Here is a 20825-nt window from a genome sequence, read left to right as displayed (position 1 = left end):
ACTATGACACTCCTGGCCTTTTTCATTGTGAATTTGGCATACGGTCAGTCTAATATGGTATTAATCAAAGGAGGTACTTATATCCCGCTTTACGGAAGGGATTCATTAAAAGTTACCATTTCGGATTTTGAAATGGATGTGTATCCTGTAACAAATAGTCAATTTCTTGACTTTGTTAAGAAATACCCTAAATGGAAACGTTCTAAAGTAAAGAAGTTATTCGCAGATGGAAACTATTTAATGGGATGGAAATCTGATACAGAATTATCTGAAAAACAATCTTTAAATGCTCCCATTACAAATGTATCATGGTTTGCAGCGAAAGATTATTGTGAATGCCAAGGCAAACGATTGCCAACTGTAGATGAATGGGAATATGTAGCTATGGCAAATAAAGAATTGCCAGATGCCAGAGCATTGAAGAGTTACAACGCATACATTTTAGAATGGTACGAAACACCAAAAACATTTAATAATGATATAGGTTCAACCTTTAAAAACTATTGGAATGTGTACGATTTACATGGTCTGGTTTGGGAATGGACTTTCGATTTTAATTCTGTTTTAGTCTCCGGAGAATCAAGAAAGGATGTAGATAACGACAGCAATTTATTTTGTGGTAGTGCTGCTGTAGGTGCTACAGATTTAATGAATTATGCAGCATTTATGCGTTACGCAACCCGGGGTAGCGTTAAAGCAAAATATGCTATGAAAAATTTAGGCTTTAGATGTGTAAAGAATATAAATAAATGAAATATTTTAAATTAATAATACTACTCTTTATTTCCATACTGTCTTTTGCTTCTTGCAAGCAAGGGGCATCAAACAAGTTAAATGATCTAGCTGTTTATAAATGTGTTATGGGATGTGAAGGAAAAAGAACATACAACACCCCTGGTAGTTGCCTCGTTTGTAAAATGGATCTAAAAGCTATCGAAAACCCTTCAAAAGTAATTGCTGATAATGCCATTTCTGATGAATCCATCTTCAATTTAACCACAATCTGGAATACTGAAGAAGGTGAGACCATTAAACTTGAAGATTTAAAAGGAAAAACATTGGTATTGGTTATGATTTACACAACCTGTAAAGCAGCATGCCCAAGGTTAGTAGCCGATATGCGTAATATTGAAAAGCAAATTCCAAAAAATCAATTAAAAGACCTTCAGTTTGTTTTAGTAAGCATTGATCCTGAAACAGATACTCCAAAGCGTTTAAAATCCTTTGCCAAAGAAAATCATATGGACGGGCTACACTGGACTTTTTTACAAGGTACAGAAAGTAGTGTTCGAGAATTTGCAAATGTTTTAGCTGTAAAGTATAAGCAAATTTCACCTATAGATTTTTCACATTCAAACATTATAAGTGTCTTTAATCCTGGAGGAGAACTAGTGCATCAACAAGAAGGACTAGGTGTAGATAATAAAGAAACCATAAAAACAATCATAGAACTCACTAATAAAAACTAAATAATATGTTATCAAAAAAACAAGCACGTGCCTTTTTCCTTGGCGGAACTGTAGTGACTTTTTTAATATTTATAGGTTTAACCATTTACTCTTTTAGTAAATCACAAGACCAGTCTAATGACGAAAATATTACAGAAGCTGTCGTAAGAGGAAAAAAACTTTGGGAAGACAATAACTGTATGGGATGCCATACTCTCTTGGGAGAGGGAGCTTATTATGCTCCAGAATTAACTAAAGTTATAGATAGAAGAGGGGAAGGCTATATTAAAGCCGTATTAACAACACCCGTAGATTGGGCTCCAAATGGAAGAAAAATGGTGGCTTATGGATTTACTGCCGAAGAAGCTGCAGATTTAATCGCCTTTTTCGATTGGATAGACGATATCGATTTAAACGGGTTTGATACCGTTGTTTCACCACTAGCTAAAGACGATAACTAAACTAAAAAATAAAACAAATGAAATATAAATCACAAAAAGTAGCGTATTGGTTTTTTGCGCTTTCCATGTTATTATTTAGTCTTCAAATTATATACGGTTTTATAATGGGCTTTGCTCATGCAGGATTTGATGGATTACACGGATTTATTCCTTTTAATACAGCAAGAGCTGTACATACAAATTTACTTGTAGTTTGGTTATTATCTGGTTTTATGGGAGCAGCCTATTATATTATTCCCGAAGAAGCACAACGAGAATTGGTAAGTGTTAAATTAGCCTATGTTCAATTAATTAGCCTTGCCGTTGTTGGTGTTATTGCTATTGTTGGTTATCACTTTAATTACTGGGAAGGACGTAAGTTTTTAGAAATCCCTAGACCTTTAGACTATCTAGTAGTTGTAAATGTACTGCTATTTTTAGGACTCATATTAACAACCTTATTTAAAGGAAAACGTAGAACTACAACGGCATTAGTGCTTTCTATGGGACTTCTTTTTGCTGCCTTATTATATTTACCTGGCATGCTCCCTTTTGATAGTCAAGTAAAAGATTCATTTTTTAGATGGTGGGTTGTTCACCTTTGGGTTGAAGGCGTTTGGGAACTTATAATGGGTGGTATTTTATCATTCTTATTAATTAAACTAACTGGCGTAGACAGAGAAGTTATTGAAAAATGGTTATATGTCATTGTTGGCTTAACATTTTTATCCGGCGTATTAGGAACAGGACATCACTACTACTATATTGGAGTGAATAAAATTTGGTTAATCGTTGGAGGTATATTCTCAGCTTTAGAACCTTTAGCTTTTTTAGCAATGGCATTATTCGCTGTTAATATGTACCGAAAAGGAGAGAAAAAACACCCTAACAAGCTAGCCTTATATTGGACTCTTGGAGCTGCCATCGTATCATTCATTGGTGCTGGATTATTAGGGTTTGCACATACATTACCACAAACAAACCTATACACACATGGCACCTTAGTGACCGCCATGCACGGGCATCTTGCCTTTTGGGGTGCTTATGCCATGATTGTATTAGCAATTATTAGCTATAGTTTACCAAATATGACAGGAAGAAAACTGTATGAAAGTACTAGAGGCAGGATGGCTTATTGGATGTCTAATATTGGAATGATTGGTATGACTGTTGCCTTTGGTGTTGCTGGAGTCGTTCAGGTATATTTAGAACGTAAACTAAAAATGGAATTTATGGAAGTTCAAAAAGAAACTGAAATTCATTTTGTAGTACTAATTATTTGTGCAACGTTATTTTTAACAGGTATTACACTATATATCATAGATTTTATAAAGCACGGTAAGCCTACTGATGAAGCATTAGTAGCAACCACAAATTAAGTATAGATATTACACACAAAAAACCAGGGTTAGAATTTTATACAACGATAACTCTGGTTTTTTTATCCATTTCTATTTGGAAATTACCAAAGTAAAATAATGATTTTAATGTAGAAATGGTATTAATTAATAAACACTAAAATGAGTACACCATATTACCACGCTATTGGAAAAGAAGTCTCTGTTTTCGAGCAGGCTTACAAATGTAAACTACCTATTTTACTAAAAGGACCAACAGGTACAGGAAAGTCACGATTTATTGAGCATATGGCGTATGAACTAAACACAAAATTAATCACCATTTCTTGTCATGAAGAAACCTCTTCGACAGATTTAATTGGTCGGTTTATTATTAAAGGTGCCGAAACCGTTTGGCTGGACGGGCCATTAACCACAGCTGTAAAAGAAGGTGCTATTTTATATTTAGATGAAATTGCTGAAGCACGACCAGATGTTATTGTAGCCATACATTCCTTAACAGATCATAGACGTGAATTGTTTATAGATAAATTAGGGCAAACCATAAAAGCACATAAAGATTTTATGCTTGTAGCTTCTTTTAACCCTGGATATCAACGCGGATTTAAAGAATTAAAACCCTCTACAAGACAACGTTTTGTTGCGACATCTTTTGCCTACCCTGAACCTAAAATCGAAGCACAAATTTTAATTGCAGAAACTGGAGTTGAACCAGATATTGCTAAAAAATTAGTTAACATAGCCACAAAAATCAGAAATCTTACAGAACTAGGGTTAACCGAAACTGTTTCTACTCGATTATTGGTAGATGCCGCAAAATTAATTCATTCAGGACTTCCAAAACGTCTCGCTGTTCATGTAGCAGTCATAGAACCTTTAACAGATGATTTAGAAGTGATACAGGCACTTAAAGATTTGGGTGATTTAATGATATGAAAAAGTATTCAGTCGCAGTTGGCAGTGCTAGATTGTAAACTGAGACTGAAACTGAAAACTAAAGAGAATGTTTGAATTCGAACCAGATGAATATATTTTCACGAAGTTTGCCTTCTTTTTTAAAAAACGAAAAAAGAAAAAGGAAGCAGAACTTGAACATGCTATAAATTTAAGTGATGTAAAATCACGCCTTACCATATTTGCCCGCGCTATTACTGGACAATCCATTGAAATTTTTGAGGCAGAGCGCGAAGGTGGCTATAGAAATAATAACTTCTTTTTACCCACAAAGTTCTCTCATTTTAAAACCGAAGAAGAAAATGTATCATTTTACCTGTTTAGAGTACTCTATCTATCTATTCAAAAGAATTTGGATCTAAACTGGAATGATGATCAGGAACATGTGCTTCTAGAATCTCAACAAAAAGCTCTAGACACTTCAAATAAAGTATTACAAACACTGTTTACTCAATTTCCGATAACCGAAAATTATCATCAAAAATTCAAAACGTATTATAAAAGTAAGGCTACCACAAAACAACCTGAAGATTATTCCTTTATCTATGGTAAATGGATGCGGAATTCACCTCATGATGATTCTGAGAAACAACTTAAAAACTTTACAGACAAAGTAAAAGAAGCCAATAAGGAACAACCTCAAACCATCATTAAGTCTAAAGCTGTTGAGGAAATAATTTCAGTTCAAATAGATCAAAAACAGATGGAAGATGCCGTCTTGCAACATCAATTTGAAAAAGTAGAAACTGCTGAAGAATTTGGAGGTAATTTTAGAGATTTTGATGGTGATGATGATTTAGATGACCATTCTAATGCATTGGATGAAGTAAACATGAAGTTTACGGTTCGTGTGGATGACACAGCCCATTCGGTATATCAAGCAGATTTTATTGAAAATACAACGGTTTCTGAAAGCGCAGAGAGTGAAAGTAGTGCGTATTATTTAGAGTATGATGAATGGGATTATTCCAAACGAACTTACAAAGACAATTTCTGCAAAGTATATCCAAAAACACAATTAGAATCGGATGTTTCTTATTATAAAAAAACACTCAATAACCATCGTTCAACCTTAGTTGGATTGCGCAAGATGCTTACAACGGTAAATAATAAGTATCAGCAGCAACGTAGACAAACACAAGGAGAAGAATTTGATATTGATGCTATTACCGACTTGTTTGTAGATGTACATTCTGGGCATACCCCTTCAGAGAAAATCTATTTATCTAAACGAAAAAAAGAAAAAGATTTATCCATTTTATTACTGTTAGATATTAGTTTATCAAGTGATGGTTACGCAGCAGGCAATCGCGTGATAGATGTAGAAAAGCAAGTATCCATTCTATTTGGTGAAATTTTAGATGAGTTTAATATCGATTTTTCTATAGACTGCTTTTATTCAAAAACCAGAAATCATTCTACCTACTTAAGTCTTAAAGGCTTTGACGATCATTGGAATACCGCCAAATATAGAGTTGGTGCCATAGAACCTAGTGGCTACACACGTATTGGTGCCGCATTACGTCATTCTGGAGCTTTATTAGATAAACGTGACACTAAGAATAAATGGGTGATTTTAATATCAGACGGGAAGCCAAACGATTATGACAAATACGAAGGTAAGTATGGTATTAATGATGTCAAACAAGCCTTGCGTGAGTTAAACGAACGACAAATAAATTCGTATGCATTGGCCATTGAAGCCCAAGCAAAATATTATTTACCACAAATGTTTGGACAAAATCACTATCAAATTCTCACAACGCCAGTTGAACTTTTACAATCATTGGTGAAATTATACGAACGAATAAAGCATCAATCCTAATATTTAAAATCACATTTAAAAAAATATAATGAATTCATTTTTAACAGTTGCAGAGCAACTACCGGTAGGACATCCAGTAAAAGTTTATTACCAGGAAAGTGCCTTAATACAAGACCTTATATTAGACTTGTACGATTGTGACCCTGAAGAAGATTTTCAAAAATACTTTAACATTTTTAATCAATTGTCTACTATTGAAAAACGATTTAAAAGAAAGGAAAATCAATTATTCCCATACTTAGAAAAACATGGTTGGCATGGTCCTTCTCAAGGCATGTGGTCTTTTCACGATAATTTACGAGAGCAAATTCGTTTATTAAATACTTACAACTCAGAAAAGAACACAGTAAAAATTACAGATAACATACCTTATTTACTTGAAGGGATAAAACGCTTACTAAGTATTGAAGATATGCGTTTATTTCCAAATGCCATGGATTTACTTTCAGAAGATGATTGGAAAGAATTTCATATAGGTGATGAAGAAATTGGTTGGATGTTATCTGAAAAACCAGCACCTTATCCCCACATTGAAGAAACAGCTTACGTCCACCCAAGTGAAGACCATTCTAAACGTGATTTATCTTTTTCATTAGAAAACACATTTCACTATGATGAAGGCCATATGACCCCAGAACAAGTAAATCTTTTACTACGTTTTTTACCTGTAGATATTACATATGTTGATGAAAATGATAAAGTTATATTTTACAATAGAGGAGACGACAGGGTTTTTGCTCGTAGTAAAGGTATTATTGGTCGTGAAGTGCGCTTTTGTCATCCTCCAAAAAGTGTCGATATGGTCTTGCGTATTGTTGAGGAATTTAGAGCTGGAACAAAAGATGTTGCAGAATTCTGGTTTAATTTTAAAGAGAGAGTCATTCATATTAGATACTTTGCTATTCGAGATAACAACAAGCAATACAAGGGGGTTATTGAAATGTCCCAAGATATAACAGATATTCAAAAACTAGAAGGTCAAAAAAGGTTATTGGATTGGGATTAGAAGTTATACCAAATAAACTTCAAAATAACCGATTAAATTCGTTTGGTATTATGCATACACAAGAAATAGATCATAAAAACATCTACTACCCGCCCGGAGGTATTCTTATCTGGATCATTATTTTTTTAGAGTTGATTACTTTCGGTGCCACTTTAGTTGTGATGGTGTATTATGGTAATCAGGAATCGGAATTGTTCCATGATTCAAGCTTGAAATTAAACGCAACCTATGGTATGGTTAACACCATGTTATTATTAACCAGTGGTTTTTTCATGGCGATTTCTGTAACTGAATTAAAAAGAGGCAACAAAGAGACATTCAAAAAACTATTACTATTTGCTATGCTTTTTGGGTGTTTCTTTTTGTGCTTGAAGGGCTTCGAATATTACGAAAAAATAAATGAAGGCATTAGCATTGGATACAATACGTTTTTCTCTTTTTATTGGATGCTTACCCTGTTTCATGTTATCCATGTTATTGTTGGATTGGTCATTTTGACTTCAGTTTATTTTGGAATGAAAAAAGAAAATTCAAATACCGTTATTGAAGATGTTGAAGCCAGTGCTGCCTTTTGGCACATGTGCGATTTAATCTGGATCATATTATTCCCTATCATTTACTTACTTTTTTAATATGCACAAAACAGCAGCAATAACATGGATCGTTTTATTAGTGCTCACTTTAGCTTCTGCACTATTTTCTAAACTAGAGAGTAAATATGTTATACTCGTCATTTTAATCTTAGCGGCACTAAAATTTCTAGGAATTGTTTTTCAATTCATGGAAATGAAAAAGGCACATGTTTTTTGGAAGGTATTAATTATTGGGTTTTTAGTACTTTTTGTTATAGCGCTTTTGATTATGGTTTAGTTTATTTTGTCATTCCTGCGCAGGCAGGAATCTACTTGAATCTTAGAAATATTAAATAATTATATACTCTTACTAAATATATGCCATTAGAAATTACTCATTCATGAAGCATTTCGTTAACTAGTAGATTACTGCCTGCGCAGGAATGACAAATCAACATCTCTTTTCGTTCTAATAATATTAATCAAAATAAAAACGAGTCCAATAGGTAATAATAAACTGGACAAAAACAATAACGGGTAATAGTTTGGCAACAATCCTTTCCCAAAATAAAACAGAGCACCTTGAATGCCTAAGATTAATTCAGTGAAAATAAAGCCCAAAATAAAAGTAATGATCCCAACATTCAAAGTGCTGTTAAAAGTGATTAATTGACTTTGTAAAATATACGTAAATAAAAATCCGGAAATAACACCCAACATCACTAAATGGATAAATCCAATTATAAAATTACGATGCTGGTAAACTACAGTCGAAAATTCTGGAAATAGTGACAATAAGCTTAAAACCGTTTTTAACACAAAGCAAAACATCGCAAAACCAAGTGTGAAATTTATAAGTTTTGATTGCTTTATAAAAATAGCTCGTAGTTTTGGAATTATCAGTTTTAAAAAGAAAAATAACATCATTATTTGAAGAAATACTCCAACACCATTAATGTATAATAGCGCATTATGATTTACAAACCATTGAACTGGTAAAGCTAAAGTTAAGATTGTTGACCCTATTAATAACCTGAAAAAATATTTAAATTCCTTAGAATTCTGAATCTTTAATACGTGAAAAAGTATCGCAAAAACAGCTAGTAAAAACCAGCCGTTAAACTGAAAATGTAAAAAAAATTGTATCGCTATCTGGTAAAATGCTGAAGCCTGACCAAGCATAGAAACGGCTGGGCCCAAACACCAAACACCAACAGTAGATAAAAGCATAAACAAAAGAGACGCTTTTAATAAATAACGAGTTACTAACGAATCGGTTTTTTGATGTTTCCAGATAAGGTAAACAAAATAATAGCTACAGAATATATGCAAAGTTGAAAATGATATAGAAACTGCGGCATAGCCTTGCAAAGGAAAGCTAATCATCATACCAACAACAGTAAATTCTGTTACCCAAAATAAACGGCTATATATAGCCTTTCTTTCAGGAACAAAATAATGTACAATTAGTGTAAACAACATAAGATAAACCCAACCCAACATGGCAATATGCGAATGTGCATGTGTTAAAAACCTATAGTTAAAACGCATAGGATTGATATGCGTATATCGCAACACCAGTCCCATTATAGCAGCTATTAGGAAATTAATCAAACATGTAATAACAAGTTTTTTTGGCATAAAATTTATTTCTCCGATTAAAGATAATAAGTTCTTTTGTTTTATGTTATATCGATACAACCTAATCTGTCAAATTCCTATGTCATTCAGAGCATTCCGACAGTTGTCGGAGTCGAAGAATCTCACTATCTTAATGATACTATTTAAAAGATTCTTCAGTCGTCCCTCCTTCTGAATGACATAAATGCTTCTTAAATTCAAAATTCCAGAAAGTAATAAGAATACCTTTCTGGAATTTTTCAGTATTAATCAGAACTTGCTATTAATCAAACTGTTGTTCTAATTTAATAGCCTCAGGGAACAAAATGTTATTTTCTAAATGAATATGTAAATGCAAATCTTTTTCAAATTCCTCTAGCATAGCATAAGTCACTCTATAGGTATTACAAGCATCTGCAGGTGGTGTATAGTTGTTTGTTAATTTTGCAATCTCTCTAAAACGTACCCCTTCATTATCATGTTCATCCTTCATCATCGCTATGGGATTTTCAACGGTTCCAAAATGAGGTGCTTCTATAGCTGATTGAGCAACTGCGGCATGAATCATTTTCTTAACAAATGGAAACAGGATTAATTCTTCCTTTTTCATATGTGCAGCTAATTCCCCAGCAGACGCTGTAAAATGGGCATTAATTTTTAATAATTCAGGATGTCTTTCACCATGAACTTTACAAAGCTTGTCTAAAAACTGAAGTAATACAGGTACTTTCTCTGCAATATAACGATGGTGTTTTTTTTCAATATAATCCACCAACAAATCTAATGCCCATGATTTATAATCTATATTCTGACCAGTGGTCGAACTTAAAACATTTTTAAGTTTACCCAATAGCTCGGATGTATCTATACCATTTTTATCACACACCTCTTCCACTGTTCTGTCTCCACGACAACAAAAGTCTATACCGTAGTTACTAAAAACTGCAGCGGTTCTAAAATCTTCGGCAACAAATTGTCCGATTTGTTTTTGTGAGTCTTTAAGTGTTGTTTCCATAATAATTATTTTAATTCGGATAATTTTATCCTATTTTTATTCAAATTTTTTTTACATTTTTAAAAATGATGTGCCTGACTTAATATTAAGCGCCAATTCTTCAAGATTTGTGTTTTCTAACATAGATTTTAATTCTTCTCTAACAGATTTAAATTTATGATGAACTGGACATGGGTGGTTTTCATCACAAGTATGAAGCCCTAACCCACAACCATTATAAATAGCATCACCGTCAATAGCATTTACTATATGCGATAATTTTATTGAAGAAATCAATCCTTTTTCAATTTCAAAACCGCCATGTGCTCCTTTTGTGGAATTAATGACACCGTGTCTTACCAAGTCCTGAAGGATTTTAGCTGTAAATGCCTCCGGTGAATTAACCTCTCTAGCAATAGCCTTAAGACTAACGCGAACACCTTTATAAGAACTCAGCGCAATAAAAATTGATGCTTTAATACCATATTCGCAAGCTTTAGAAAACATATAGATTATAATTTGTTACAAAAATAAGCTATTTTTTTAATTAGGATAAATTTATCCTAATTAAAAAATCATGAAGTCATAAGATTCCTCGCTGCTCTCTGAATGACACTGACCTTTAAATAAAAAACAAAGTGCCATGTCATTCAGAAGGAGGAACGACTGAAGAATCTAAATTCGTTTTTGTTCCATTGATTAATACATATAGTTTTGTATTTCTTTTGTTTATAATTGATGTTTATATTTCGAGGTTTTCGTTGTGCTCTGAATGACACTGACCTTTGAACAAAAAAGAAATCGCTATGTTATTCTGAAGGAGGAACGACTGAAGAATCTAGAATCGTTTTATTTTCATTTGGTGTAAAGGTTATGAGATTCTTCGCTGCGCTCTGAATGACATCGCTCTTTGAACAAAAAAAATTCAATTAATAGTTATTTCTAAACCATACTTTTTGCCATTCACGCTTAAGGATTAAAAAGGAAACGTCCTCAGATAATTTTAGAACATCGTCCCCACTTAATGCTTTAACCTGTTTTTCTGGAACATCAATGATATAAAGCAGATTTAAATATTCGGTGAATTTTTCCTGAATTAAATTGTAAACGGTTTCGTGAAGTAAGAGTTTTAAACTTGAAGGTAGAACTTCTTCGTGAAAATCTAAATCGATATTGGCTAAAAGAAAATCCTTATTAAGCTGAAGGATTAATTTTTTATATAAATCCAATTGATTGGCTTCTTCAATTAGAGCTTCAAAAGTAACAGGTAACTTCATATTTAAAGATTTCCACCTCTGCGGAAATAGAAAAATTAATTATTTATACGTTTCTATTCATTAAACCATGACCAAAATCACGTAAAAGTGCTTTTTTCTCCTCAGATATATCTAAAGATTCTAAAACCAAAAAGGCTTTATTCGTATAATTTTTAATTTCTTCCTGAGTCATAGCTGATGCTCCAGAGGCATTAAAAATTTGTTTTACTATACCAATTTTGGAATCACTATCATTAGGGATCGTATTAAATAAATCTTTTAACTTAAGCTGATCTTCCTCATTGGAAAACTCTAAGGCTTTTAAATATAGATAGGTCTTTTTGTTTTCTATAATATCACCCCCAACCTGCTTTCCAAATGTTTCTGGATCTCCAAAAGCATCTAAAAAATCATCCTGTAATTGAAAGGCAATACCCAAATTTCGTCCAAATTCATAAATATTATTTTGGTCAACATTTGATGCATTAGCAACAATAGCTCCCATCTTCATCGCAGCTCCTACCAAAACAGCTGTTTTATATTCAATCATTTTTAAATATTCTGGAACGGTAACATCGTTTCTGGTTTCAAAATCTACATCATATTGCTGACCTTCACAAACCTCTATAGCAGTTTTGCTAAACAGTTTTGCCAAAGACTGAAAGGTACCAGCATTATAATTTTCGAACAATTGATAGGCCATAATCAACATAGCATCACCAGAAAGAATCCCCGTATTTATGTCCCATTTTTCATGTACGGTTTCTTGTCCGCGACGTAAAGGGGCATCATCCATAATATCATCATGAACCAACGAAAAATTATGAAAAACCTCAATACTTAACGCTGCATCCAAGGCTTTCTTATAATCGCTATTAAAAATTTCAGCAGTCATTAAAGTCAAAACTGGTCGCAACCGTTTGCCTCCTAAACTCAGGATATATTGAATAGGTTCATAAAGATTTTTAGGTTCTTTTAATGTTGAATATTTTTTTAAATAAGCAACAAATTCTTCTTGATATTTTTCTATTGAAAGCATGAAACAAAAATAAAGTAAATAGTATTACTAAAAAGTTCCTACATAAATTATATGTTAAAAAATTGTAAAACCTTGGAAACTTTTTTGGTTTTTAAAGTTTCCGTTATATATTTGCAGCCGATTATGAGAGAAAAGATTATACATAAAACAGCCGAATTGTTTCTTACGTACGGCTTTAAAAGTGTCACGATGGACGATATTGCTCAGGAAATGGGGATATCTAAAAAAACCATTTATGTGCATTTTGCAAATAAAACTAAATTAGTTGAAGCTGTAACGTTTGAACTATTTGAAAATATTTGCGACGGTATTGATACAATTTGTGAAGCTTCAAACAACCCTATTGAAGAATTATATGACATTAAAATGTTTGTGATGCATCACTTAAAAAGTGAAAAATCATCTCCTCAATTTCAGTTAAAAAAATATTATCCACAAATATATGATGTGCTAAAACTTAGGCAATTTGAAAAGATGCACGATTCGGTTAAAGATAGCCTTCAAAAAGGTGTTGACACCGAATTATTCAGATCAAATATTAATGTAGATTTTATATCCAGAATGTATTTTAATGGTATGACGGGTATAAAAGATGGCTCCATTTTTCCACTGACAATGTATACTATGGATTACTTAATGGAGAGTTATTTAGAATATCATTTAAGAGCCATCGTTACCGAAAAAGGCTTTAATATATTAAACAAATTTATAACATCAAATCAATCATAAAATGAAGAACAAACTAATATTAATATTTAGTTTATTATGCTCTATTGCCATGTTTTCTCAGGAAAACACTAAAAGTTTCTCCTTACAGGAAGCGATAGATTTTGCATTAGAAAACAACAGAACTGCAAAAAATGCAGCACGAGATATTAAAGCAGCTGAAAAACAAAAGTGGGAAACCACAACTATTGGATTACCTCAAATAAGTGCCAGTATTGATTATAATAATTGGTTAAAGCAACAAGTTTCTTTGATCCCAGCGGAGTTTTTTGGAGGAAATCCTGGAGAGTTTTCTGAAGTTGCATTTGGTACTAAACAAACTTTAAATGCCACAGTAAAGTTAGAGCAATTAATTTTTGACGGTTCATATTTGGTTGGTTTGCAATCAGCAAAAGTGTTTTTAGAAATCTCTAAAAATGCTAAAGAAAAAACCGATTTAGAAGTTAGAAAAGCCGTAATAAACGCTTACGGAAATGTATTACTAGCCGAAGAAAGCGTAAAAATTTTAGAACGCAACATAGCAGTTTTAAAGAAAAACCTTAACGAAACTACTAAAATATATGAAAACGGTCTAGAAGAAGAAGAGAGTGTAGAACAGTTACAAATTACATTATCTGGTGTTGAAAGTAATTTAAATAACACGACTCGTTTAAAAACATTAGCATACCAAATGTTAAATATAACATTGGGGACAGAAATAAATTCTAAAACCATGTTGACTGATAATTTAGAAAGCTTAACAGCACAAAACATTACCTTAGATCTCCTTAATGCTGAAGAGAATATAGAAAATAATATTGATTTTAGAATTGCAGAAAATGACAAGGTATCAAAAGAGCTTCTTTTAAAACTTGAAAGAAGTAAGGCATTACCAACATTAAAAGGGTTTATTAATGGTGGCTATTCCGGAAATAACGAAAATTTTGATTTTCTAAAAAAAGATCAAACATGGTTTGGTTCCTCATTAGTGGGTGTTAGTATGAATATTCCAATTTTTAGTTCTGGTGGAAGAGGCGCATCAACGCAACGCGCTAGAATAAATCTTGAAAAAGCAAAAGAAGACTTAACTGAGACTCAGCAAAAATTAAAATTTCAAATAGCATCAGCAAAAAGTGATTATCAATTTGCTATTGAAGATTACGATAACAAAAAGCAAAATCTGAATCTGGCTGAACGTATAGAGCAGAAAAACCAAACGAAGTTTTTCGAAGGGATTGCTTCAAGTTTCGAATTAAGACAAGCCCAAATACAATTATACAGTTCTCAACAAGAGTTTTTACAAGCCATGCTTGATGTCATAAATAAAAAAGCTGAATTAGAAACAGTATTAAACACTATTAACAATTAATCAATCATAAACAATGAAAAATATATTAATCCTATCATTCGTAACACTTGTTTTAGCATCTTGTGGAGCCGATAAAAAAATGGCTGTTGAAGATATTATAGCTTCTGGAAATTTAGAACAGATAAGAAAAAAGAAAGCAGAATTAGATGCTTCTGCTCAGGAAATTTCTTCGCAATTAAAGCAATTAGAATCAGAAATTAAAAAGCTGGATCCACAAGAAAGAATTCCTTTAATTACCACTTTTGAGACAAAGGAAGCTGTGTTTAATCACTATGTAGAATTACAAGGAAATGTGAGCACAAAGAAAAACCTTGTAATATACCCTGAATACTCAGGAACATTAACAAGAGTTTATGTTAAAGAAGGACAAAAAGTAGTTAAAGGACAAATACTAGCAAAAATTGATGACGGTGGTTTAAGCCAACAAGTAGCACAACTACAAATTCAAGCTGAGTTAGCAAAAACAACTTTTGAACGTCAGGAACGTTTATGGAATCAAAAAATAGGAAGTGAAATTCAGTATTTGCAAGCTAAATCTACTTATGAGGCACAGCAAAGAGCTGTTAATCAATTACAACAACAAGTTGGAAAAACAGTGGTTCGTGCACCATTTTCTGGTACTATCGACGATGTTATTTCAGAACAAGGAAGTGTGGTTGCCCCAGGACAATCCCAACTTTTTAGAATCGTAAATCTTCGAGACATGTACATTGAAACAGATGTACCGGAGCGTTACATTTCTAATATAACACCAGGCAAAGATGTACAGGTAGAATTTCCGATACTTGGAAAAAAGATGGATGCAAAAATTCGTCAGGCAGGAAATTTTATAAATCCTGCAAACCGAACTTTTAAAATTGAAGTGGCTGTTTCAAATAAAGATAAATCTATAAAGCCCAACTTAACAGCGAAGCTTAAAATTAACGATTATAAAAACGAAAAAGCCATATTAATACCTCAAAGTATTATTTCTGAAAATGCCGAAGGTCAACAATATGTTTATACCGTAACTGATAAAGTTGAAAACAAAGCGAAAGCAAAACGTGTTATTATTGAAACTGGAAAAACACAAGGCGATTATATAGAAGTCCTTTCTGGTTTAGATAATGGTAATGAGATTATTGATGAAGGCGCTAGAAGCGTTAAAGATGGACAAGAAGTAAAAATACTTGTTGTAGAATAATCAAACTAAATTCTAAAAACTAATGAGTAAAAATAAAAAACAAAAGAAAGTAGATAAAGAGTTTGGTTTATCGTCATGGGCAATTAACAATAAAACAACCATGTATGTTTTAATTGCCTTGATCTTGTTTCTTGGTGCTGGTGCCTATTTTAGTATGCCCAGAGAGAGTTTCCCGGAAATTAAAGAAACCAAAATTTATATCAGCTCTGTGTATCCAGGGAATACTGCCGAGGATATTGAAAAACTCATCACTGACCCTATTGAAGACAAGCTCAAAACGGTTAGTAATGTTGTTGAAATCACATCGACATCTCAAGAGGACTATTCTATTATTATTGTAGAATTCGATGAGAATATTTCTGTCGATGCAGCAAAACAAAAAGTAAAAGACGAAGTAGATACAGAAACGTCTGGCGAAGATTGGCCAACATTTAATGGGGCTAAAGTAGAACCTAATATTTTCGATTTAAGCATGTCTGAGGAGATTCCAATCCTCAATATTAATATCTCTGGAGATTACCCTATCGACAAATTAAAGGAATACGGGGAATATCTGGAAGACGAGATTGAAAGTTTGCAGGAAATCAAGCAAGTTGATATTCGAGGTGCTCAGGAAAAAGAAGTAGAAGTGGCCGTAGACATCTATAAAATGATGGCAGCTCAAGTAAGTTTTGATGATATCATTAATACGATTAGCAGAGAAAATATGACGATGTCTGCCGGTAATTTAATTACAAGCGGACAGAGACGTACTATTAGAATTATTGGTGAAATTGATGAACCAGATGAACTTGAAAGTTTTGTAGTAAAATCTGAAAAAGAGCACCCTATTTATTTAAAAGATATTGCTCAAGTTACTTTTAAAGATGAGGACAAAACAACTTACGCCAGAGAATTTGGCGCACCTGTTGTGATGTTAGACGTTAAAAAGCGTGCTGGAAAAAACATGGTGGCTGCTGCAGAACAAATTGAAGTGATCATTAAAGAGGCCGTTGACAACGTATTTCCTCCGGATTTAACAGTCACTGTGGCAAACGACCAATCTTCAAAAACTATTGGACAGGTTGATGATTTAGTAAACAATATCATATTTGGTATCATTCTAGTGGTAACCGTTTTAATGTTCTTTTTAGGATTCAAAAATGCCCTGTTTGTTGGTTTTGCGATCCCGATGTCTATGTTTATGTCTCTTATGATTTTAAACATGTTGGGATATACTATGAATACTATGATTCTTTTCGGTCTTATTATGGGGCTTGGAATGTTGGTAGATAATGGTATTGTAGTTGTTGAAAACGTCTATCGTTTAATGAGTGAGGAAGGTATGAGCCGTATTGAAGCGGCTAAGAGAGGGATAGGCGAAATTGCTTTCCCAATTATCATATCTACAGCAACAACAGTAGCCGCATTTATTCCATTAGGTTTATGGCCTGGCGTTATGGGGCAATTTATGATTTACTTCCCAATTACCCTATCGGTCGTATTAGGCTCCTCTCTATTTGTGGCTATCTTCTTTAACTCCGTTATGGTATCTCAATTTATGACTACCGAGGATAAAGACATGCCTTTAAAAAACATTATCAAAATCTCTGCAATTGTTGGAGGTCTTGGTTTATTCATTATGCTTGTTGGTGGAAGCTATAGAGGTTTGGGAACCTTAATGATAGTTACTGTTATTTTACTTTGGTTGTATCGCTTATTCTTAAGAGGCTGGGCTAATGGGTTTCAAAATAATGTATTACCTAAATGGGAACGTTTTTATGAAAAAACACTTCGTGGCGCATTAAGCGGAAGGAAACCTGCTATTATTGCTATCGGAACATTTGTTTTGCTAATTATAGCCTTTATGGGCTTTGGAGCATCTGTTGGAAGTCAACGTACAAAAGTGGAGTTTTTCCCGGATAATACGCCAAATCAAATTATAGTATATATAGAATACCCCGAAGGGACAGATATTGAAAAAACCAATGCTATTACAAATGATATTGAAGCGCGTGTTTATAAAATTATAAACGAAGAAGCTTATATGCATGGTGATTTTAATTTCTTAACCGAAAGTGCTGTGTCTCAAGTTGGTGCAGGTGCAGGAAACCCGCAAACTGATGGTGGTTCTCAAGCAGAAATGCCGCATCGTGGTAAAATAACAGCTACCATGCGTGAATATAAATTTAGAGATGGAGCCGATAGTAATGTTCTCCTTAAAAAAGTACAGGAAGATTTAAAAGATGTTTACCCTGGTGTTGCTATTTCAGTTGAAAAAGATGCTGTTGGTCCACCAGCAGGTTATCCTATAAATCTTGAATTAGAAGGCAACGACTATTCTGAACTGATTGCAACCGCTGAGAAAATGCGTGATTTTATCAATTCGAAAAATATTCAAGGTATTGACGAATTAAAAATTGATGTAAACAAATCAAAGCCAGCCATGCAAGTTCAGGTAGATAGGAAAAAAGCCGGAGAATTAGGTGTCACTTCTGGTCAGGTTGGTCAACAATTGCGTAATGCTATTTTTGGAGCCAAAGCAGGCATTTATAAAGAAGATGGGGAAGACTATGATATTTATGTGCGTTTTAATGAAGAAAACAGGTATAATACTAGTGCTATTTTCAACCAAAAAATCACCTTTAGAGATCCTGCTAGTGGACAAATAAAAGAAATTCCTGTTTCTACAGTCGCTAAGCAAAATAACACCTCTGGATTTAGTGCTATAAAACATAGAGATGTTAGACGTGTGGTAACATTATACTCTGCTTTAGCGCCTGGATTTACTGATGCTGGAGCCATAGTTACACAAATTCAAAATGAAATGCAGAGTTACACGGAACAACCTGCATCTGTTAAAGTGGATTATACAGGCCAAATAGAGGAACAAAATAAGCAAATGGCATTTTTAATGGGTGCCTTCTTTACAGGTTTAGGCTTGATTTTCTTTATTCTAATTTTCCAATTTAACTCTGTTTCTAAGCCAGGGATTATTATGCTCGCCATTTTCTTGAGTTTAATAGGTGTATTTGGCGGTATTGTTGCTACCGGTAGTGCTTTCGTAATTATGATGACCATGATGGGTATTATTTCATTAGCTGGTATTGTTGTAAATAATGGTGTGGTACTCTTAGATTATACGCAACTTTTAATTGACAGAAAAAAAGCAGAACACGATTTAGAGGATGATGAATATCTTGAAACTTCGGATCTATTAGAAGCGATTATAAAAGGAGGGAAAGCGCGTTTACGTCCTGTATTATTAACAGCTATCACGACTATTTTAGGTTTAATTCCTTTAGCAACCGGATTAAACATCAACTTCTTTACTTTGTTTAGTGAGTTCAACCCACACATATACATGGGAGGTGACAATGTCATTTTCTGGGGGCCATTGGCTTGGACTGTTATTTATGGATTATTTGTTGCGACATTCCTAACATTAATAGTGGTGCCTATACTGTTCTATTTAGTAACCAAATTTAAAATGTGGTTGTATAGCAATAGAGTAGCTAAATATTCAAAAAATGAACTGAAAGAGGTTTTAAGTACGAATAACCAGCCTCAAGAAGTTTTTAATATGGATAAACGATTAGATTAATTTCTAATTTAACTAAAACAGCTTGAAATATAGTTGTTACAAAAATCCTTTAGACCTTTACAAAGGATTGATTAATAGCAGAAAAGCCTCAACGTCATGTTGAGGCTTTTCATTTTTATTCAATTATGAGAATACCTTTTAATATTATTGTCCCTCACTTTGGGGAATAGGGAATTGACTAGGTACTGGCGATATATCACCAGCTCTATCAAAACTTTGGTTTATATCAGCGAGCCTTCCAAAACGTCGCATATCAATCCAACGGTGACCTTCTCCAAAAAGAGAATACCGTCTTTCAAATATAATTTGATCTTCATCAACATTTCCAGCACCAATTACACCTAATCCTGCAGCTGCTCTAACAGCATCTATGGCTGCTTCTGCCTCACCAGGATTGGTAACCATATTGGCCTCTGCATATAATAATAATAATTCCTCATTTCTTATTATTCCTACAGGGTCAGTACTAGATTGATATATCCATACATCATATGCTCCAGCCATACCAGCAAGTTCTAATTGAACAGGGAAGTCAGCACGAGCAACAACCTTATTTAATCTTGTATCTCCAGGCTCGAAGGATGGTACAGAAGGGGTTTCTATAAAATCGGGATAAGCTACGGCAGCTCCTGTATCGCCAGAATTCAAAGCAATAAACAATGGATTTAACTGATCTGCTCCTGCAGCTGAATATCGAAAATAAGCACCCAAATTCATGTCACCATTTATATCCATAAAAGAATCAGATAGTGCACTTAAAACTCCTGCCATATTTCCTTGATATGCTGCAACTCTAGCTGCAATAGCTCTATTGAATTCTATGTAAGAAACACCTAAAGTGTTAGGAGACACTTCTCCTCCAGTAGTAAGATCTGTAAAGCCGGAATCTAAAAGCCCCGCAATGGTAGTTAATGCTGCATCATAAGTTTCAAAAGGGCCTAAATTATCAGGGTCAGCCACATCTGTTCTTATCCCATTTTGATATACCAAATTTAAAACCGATAGCAATTCATGAGCTTTTATTGTATTTGCAAACCCTCTAATAGCAGCTATTTCATCTGAAGAAAAAATTGTAATAGTGCTTTCCGCTTCTAAACTTTCTAATAGAATATTACATTCCTTAACGACAGCGTACCTTGCAGTATATGGTCTGTTTATAAAAAATGCCGTATTACTCAACAATCCAGCAGCCAATTCTGTCCCCCATCCTGGGTCAGAACTTTGAAGATGCCAATATTCTCTCCCTAATACAGATAATACATCTCTTTCTGTTTCCATGTCAATTCTCATATCTGATAATATTCCAGCAACCACCTGTGGAAGTTCTGGTCTTGAGAGTCCTTCAGAAATTGAAGTAATTTGAGGTCCATTTAAACTTTCCCCTTCGTTGAGACTACAAGAAAAAGCAATACTCAATGCGAAGAATATGGTCAATATTTTTATTTTATTTGAATTTTTCATATTATTATTTTT

Annotated in this window: 19 protein-coding genes; 13 read left to right on the top strand and 6 right to left on the bottom strand. The window is 33.5% G+C overall.

Going from position 1 to position 20825, the window contains the following annotated elements; genetic code table 11:
• The first annotated feature begins 3 nt into the window (after positions 1–3).
• The 9 genes from Q4Q47_RS10370 to Q4Q47_RS23830 all read left to right on the top strand — a co-directional run bounded on the left by Q4Q47_RS10370 (position 4) and on the right by Q4Q47_RS23830 (position 7901).
• Entirely contained in the window at positions 4–753 is a 750-nt protein-coding gene (locus Q4Q47_RS10370; RefSeq protein WP_303308457.1) for a formylglycine-generating enzyme family protein, read from the top strand.
• Positions 750–1469, top strand: a complete 720-nt coding sequence (locus Q4Q47_RS10365) for an SCO family protein (protein ID WP_331497707.1) — start codon at positions 750–752, stop codon at positions 1467–1469. Before Q4Q47_RS10370 ends, Q4Q47_RS10365 begins: the two co-directional genes overlap by 4 nt.
• Before the next feature lie 5 nt (positions 1470–1474).
• Entirely contained in the window at positions 1475–1909 is a 435-nt protein-coding gene (locus Q4Q47_RS10360) for a c-type cytochrome (protein ID WP_303306587.1), read from the top strand.
• 17 nt (positions 1910–1926) lie between these two features.
• On the top strand, positions 1927–3267 hold the full coding sequence (locus Q4Q47_RS10355; RefSeq protein ID WP_303306586.1) for a cbb3-type cytochrome c oxidase subunit I: 1341 nt from the start codon (positions 1927–1929) through the stop codon (positions 3265–3267).
• A gap of 141 nt (positions 3268–3408) precedes the next feature.
• The gene (locus Q4Q47_RS10350; protein WP_303306585.1) at positions 3409–4182 is read left to right on the top strand and encodes a CbbQ/NirQ/NorQ/GpvN family protein; all 774 of its coding nucleotides are present in this window, start codon (positions 3409–3411) and stop codon (positions 4180–4182) included.
• 67 nt (positions 4183–4249) lie between these two features.
• Complete coding sequence (locus tag Q4Q47_RS10345) at positions 4250–6025, top strand: nitric oxide reductase activation protein NorD (RefSeq protein ID WP_303306584.1); 1776 nt, start codon at positions 4250–4252, stop codon at positions 6023–6025.
• A gap of 28 nt (positions 6026–6053) precedes the next feature.
• Entirely contained in the window at positions 6054–7031 is a 978-nt protein-coding gene (locus Q4Q47_RS10340; protein WP_303306583.1) for a DUF438 domain-containing protein, read from the top strand.
• Positions 7022–7663 carry a cytochrome c oxidase subunit 3 gene (locus Q4Q47_RS10335; protein ID WP_303306582.1) on the top strand — a complete coding sequence of 214 codons (642 nt, stop codon included), beginning with the start codon at positions 7022–7024 and terminating at the stop codon, positions 7661–7663. Before Q4Q47_RS10340 ends, Q4Q47_RS10335 begins: the two co-directional genes overlap by 10 nt.
• A gap of 1 nt (position 7664) precedes the next feature.
• On the top strand, positions 7665–7901 hold the full coding sequence (locus Q4Q47_RS23830; protein ID WP_303306581.1) for a cytochrome C oxidase subunit IV family protein: 237 nt from the start codon (positions 7665–7667) through the stop codon (positions 7899–7901).
• A gap of 128 nt (positions 7902–8029) precedes the next feature.
• On the opposite strand, the gene Q4Q47_RS10325 is transcribed toward Q4Q47_RS23830, so the two are convergent.
• The 5 genes from Q4Q47_RS10325 to Q4Q47_RS10305 form a co-directional block, all read right to left on the bottom strand.
• The gene (locus tag Q4Q47_RS10325) at positions 8030–9244 is read right to left on the bottom strand and encodes a hypothetical protein (protein WP_303306580.1); all 1215 of its coding nucleotides are present in this window, start codon (positions 9242–9244) and stop codon (positions 8030–8032) included.
• Between the two features lie 262 nt (positions 9245–9506).
• On the bottom strand, positions 9507–10238 hold the full coding sequence (gene ric / locus Q4Q47_RS10320) for an iron-sulfur cluster repair di-iron protein (RefSeq protein ID WP_303306579.1): 732 nt from the start codon (positions 10236–10238) through the stop codon (positions 9507–9509).
• Positions 10239–10289: 51 nt separating this feature from the next.
• Entirely contained in the window at positions 10290–10724 is a 435-nt protein-coding gene (locus Q4Q47_RS10315; RefSeq protein WP_303306578.1) for an RrF2 family transcriptional regulator, read from the bottom strand.
• 422 nt (positions 10725–11146) lie between these two features.
• Complete coding sequence (locus Q4Q47_RS10310) at positions 11147–11494, bottom strand: hypothetical protein (protein ID WP_303306577.1); 348 nt, start codon at positions 11492–11494, stop codon at positions 11147–11149.
• Positions 11495–11537: 43 nt separating this feature from the next.
• A complete protein-coding gene (locus Q4Q47_RS10305) occupies positions 11538–12512 on the bottom strand; it encodes a polyprenyl synthetase family protein (protein ID WP_303306576.1) in 975 nt (324 codons plus the stop codon).
• A 123-nt stretch (positions 12513–12635) separates the two neighbouring features.
• On the opposite strand from Q4Q47_RS10305, the gene Q4Q47_RS10300 reads away from it, so the two are divergent.
• The 4 genes from Q4Q47_RS10300 to Q4Q47_RS10285 are packed head-to-tail and all read left to right on the top strand — an operon-like array spanning position 12636 to position 19352.
• On the top strand, positions 12636–13241 hold the full coding sequence (locus Q4Q47_RS10300; RefSeq protein ID WP_303306575.1) for a TetR/AcrR family transcriptional regulator: 606 nt from the start codon (positions 12636–12638) through the stop codon (positions 13239–13241).
• Position 13242: 1 nt separating this feature from the next.
• Positions 13243–14586 carry a TolC family protein gene (locus Q4Q47_RS10295; RefSeq protein ID WP_303306574.1) on the top strand — a complete coding sequence of 448 codons (1344 nt, stop codon included), beginning with the start codon at positions 13243–13245 and terminating at the stop codon, positions 14584–14586.
• Positions 14587–14599: 13 nt separating this feature from the next.
• A complete protein-coding gene (locus Q4Q47_RS10290; RefSeq protein ID WP_303306573.1) occupies positions 14600–15769 on the top strand; it encodes an efflux RND transporter periplasmic adaptor subunit in 1170 nt (389 codons plus the stop codon).
• 22 nt (positions 15770–15791) lie between these two features.
• Entirely contained in the window at positions 15792–19352 is a 3561-nt protein-coding gene (locus Q4Q47_RS10285; protein WP_303306572.1) for an efflux RND transporter permease subunit, read from the top strand.
• A gap of 144 nt (positions 19353–19496) precedes the next feature.
• On the opposite strand, the gene Q4Q47_RS10280 is transcribed toward Q4Q47_RS10285, so the two are convergent.
• A complete protein-coding gene (locus Q4Q47_RS10280; protein WP_303306571.1) occupies positions 19497–20813 on the bottom strand; it encodes a RagB/SusD family nutrient uptake outer membrane protein in 1317 nt (438 codons plus the stop codon).
• Positions 20814–20825 lie beyond the last annotated feature (12 nt).

The sequence above is a fragment of the Flavivirga spongiicola genome, from assembly GCF_030540825.1.
Taxonomy (GTDB): domain Bacteria; phylum Bacteroidota; class Bacteroidia; order Flavobacteriales; family Flavobacteriaceae; genus Flavivirga; species Flavivirga spongiicola.
This window is presented reverse-complemented; position numbering and strand designations above follow the sequence as displayed.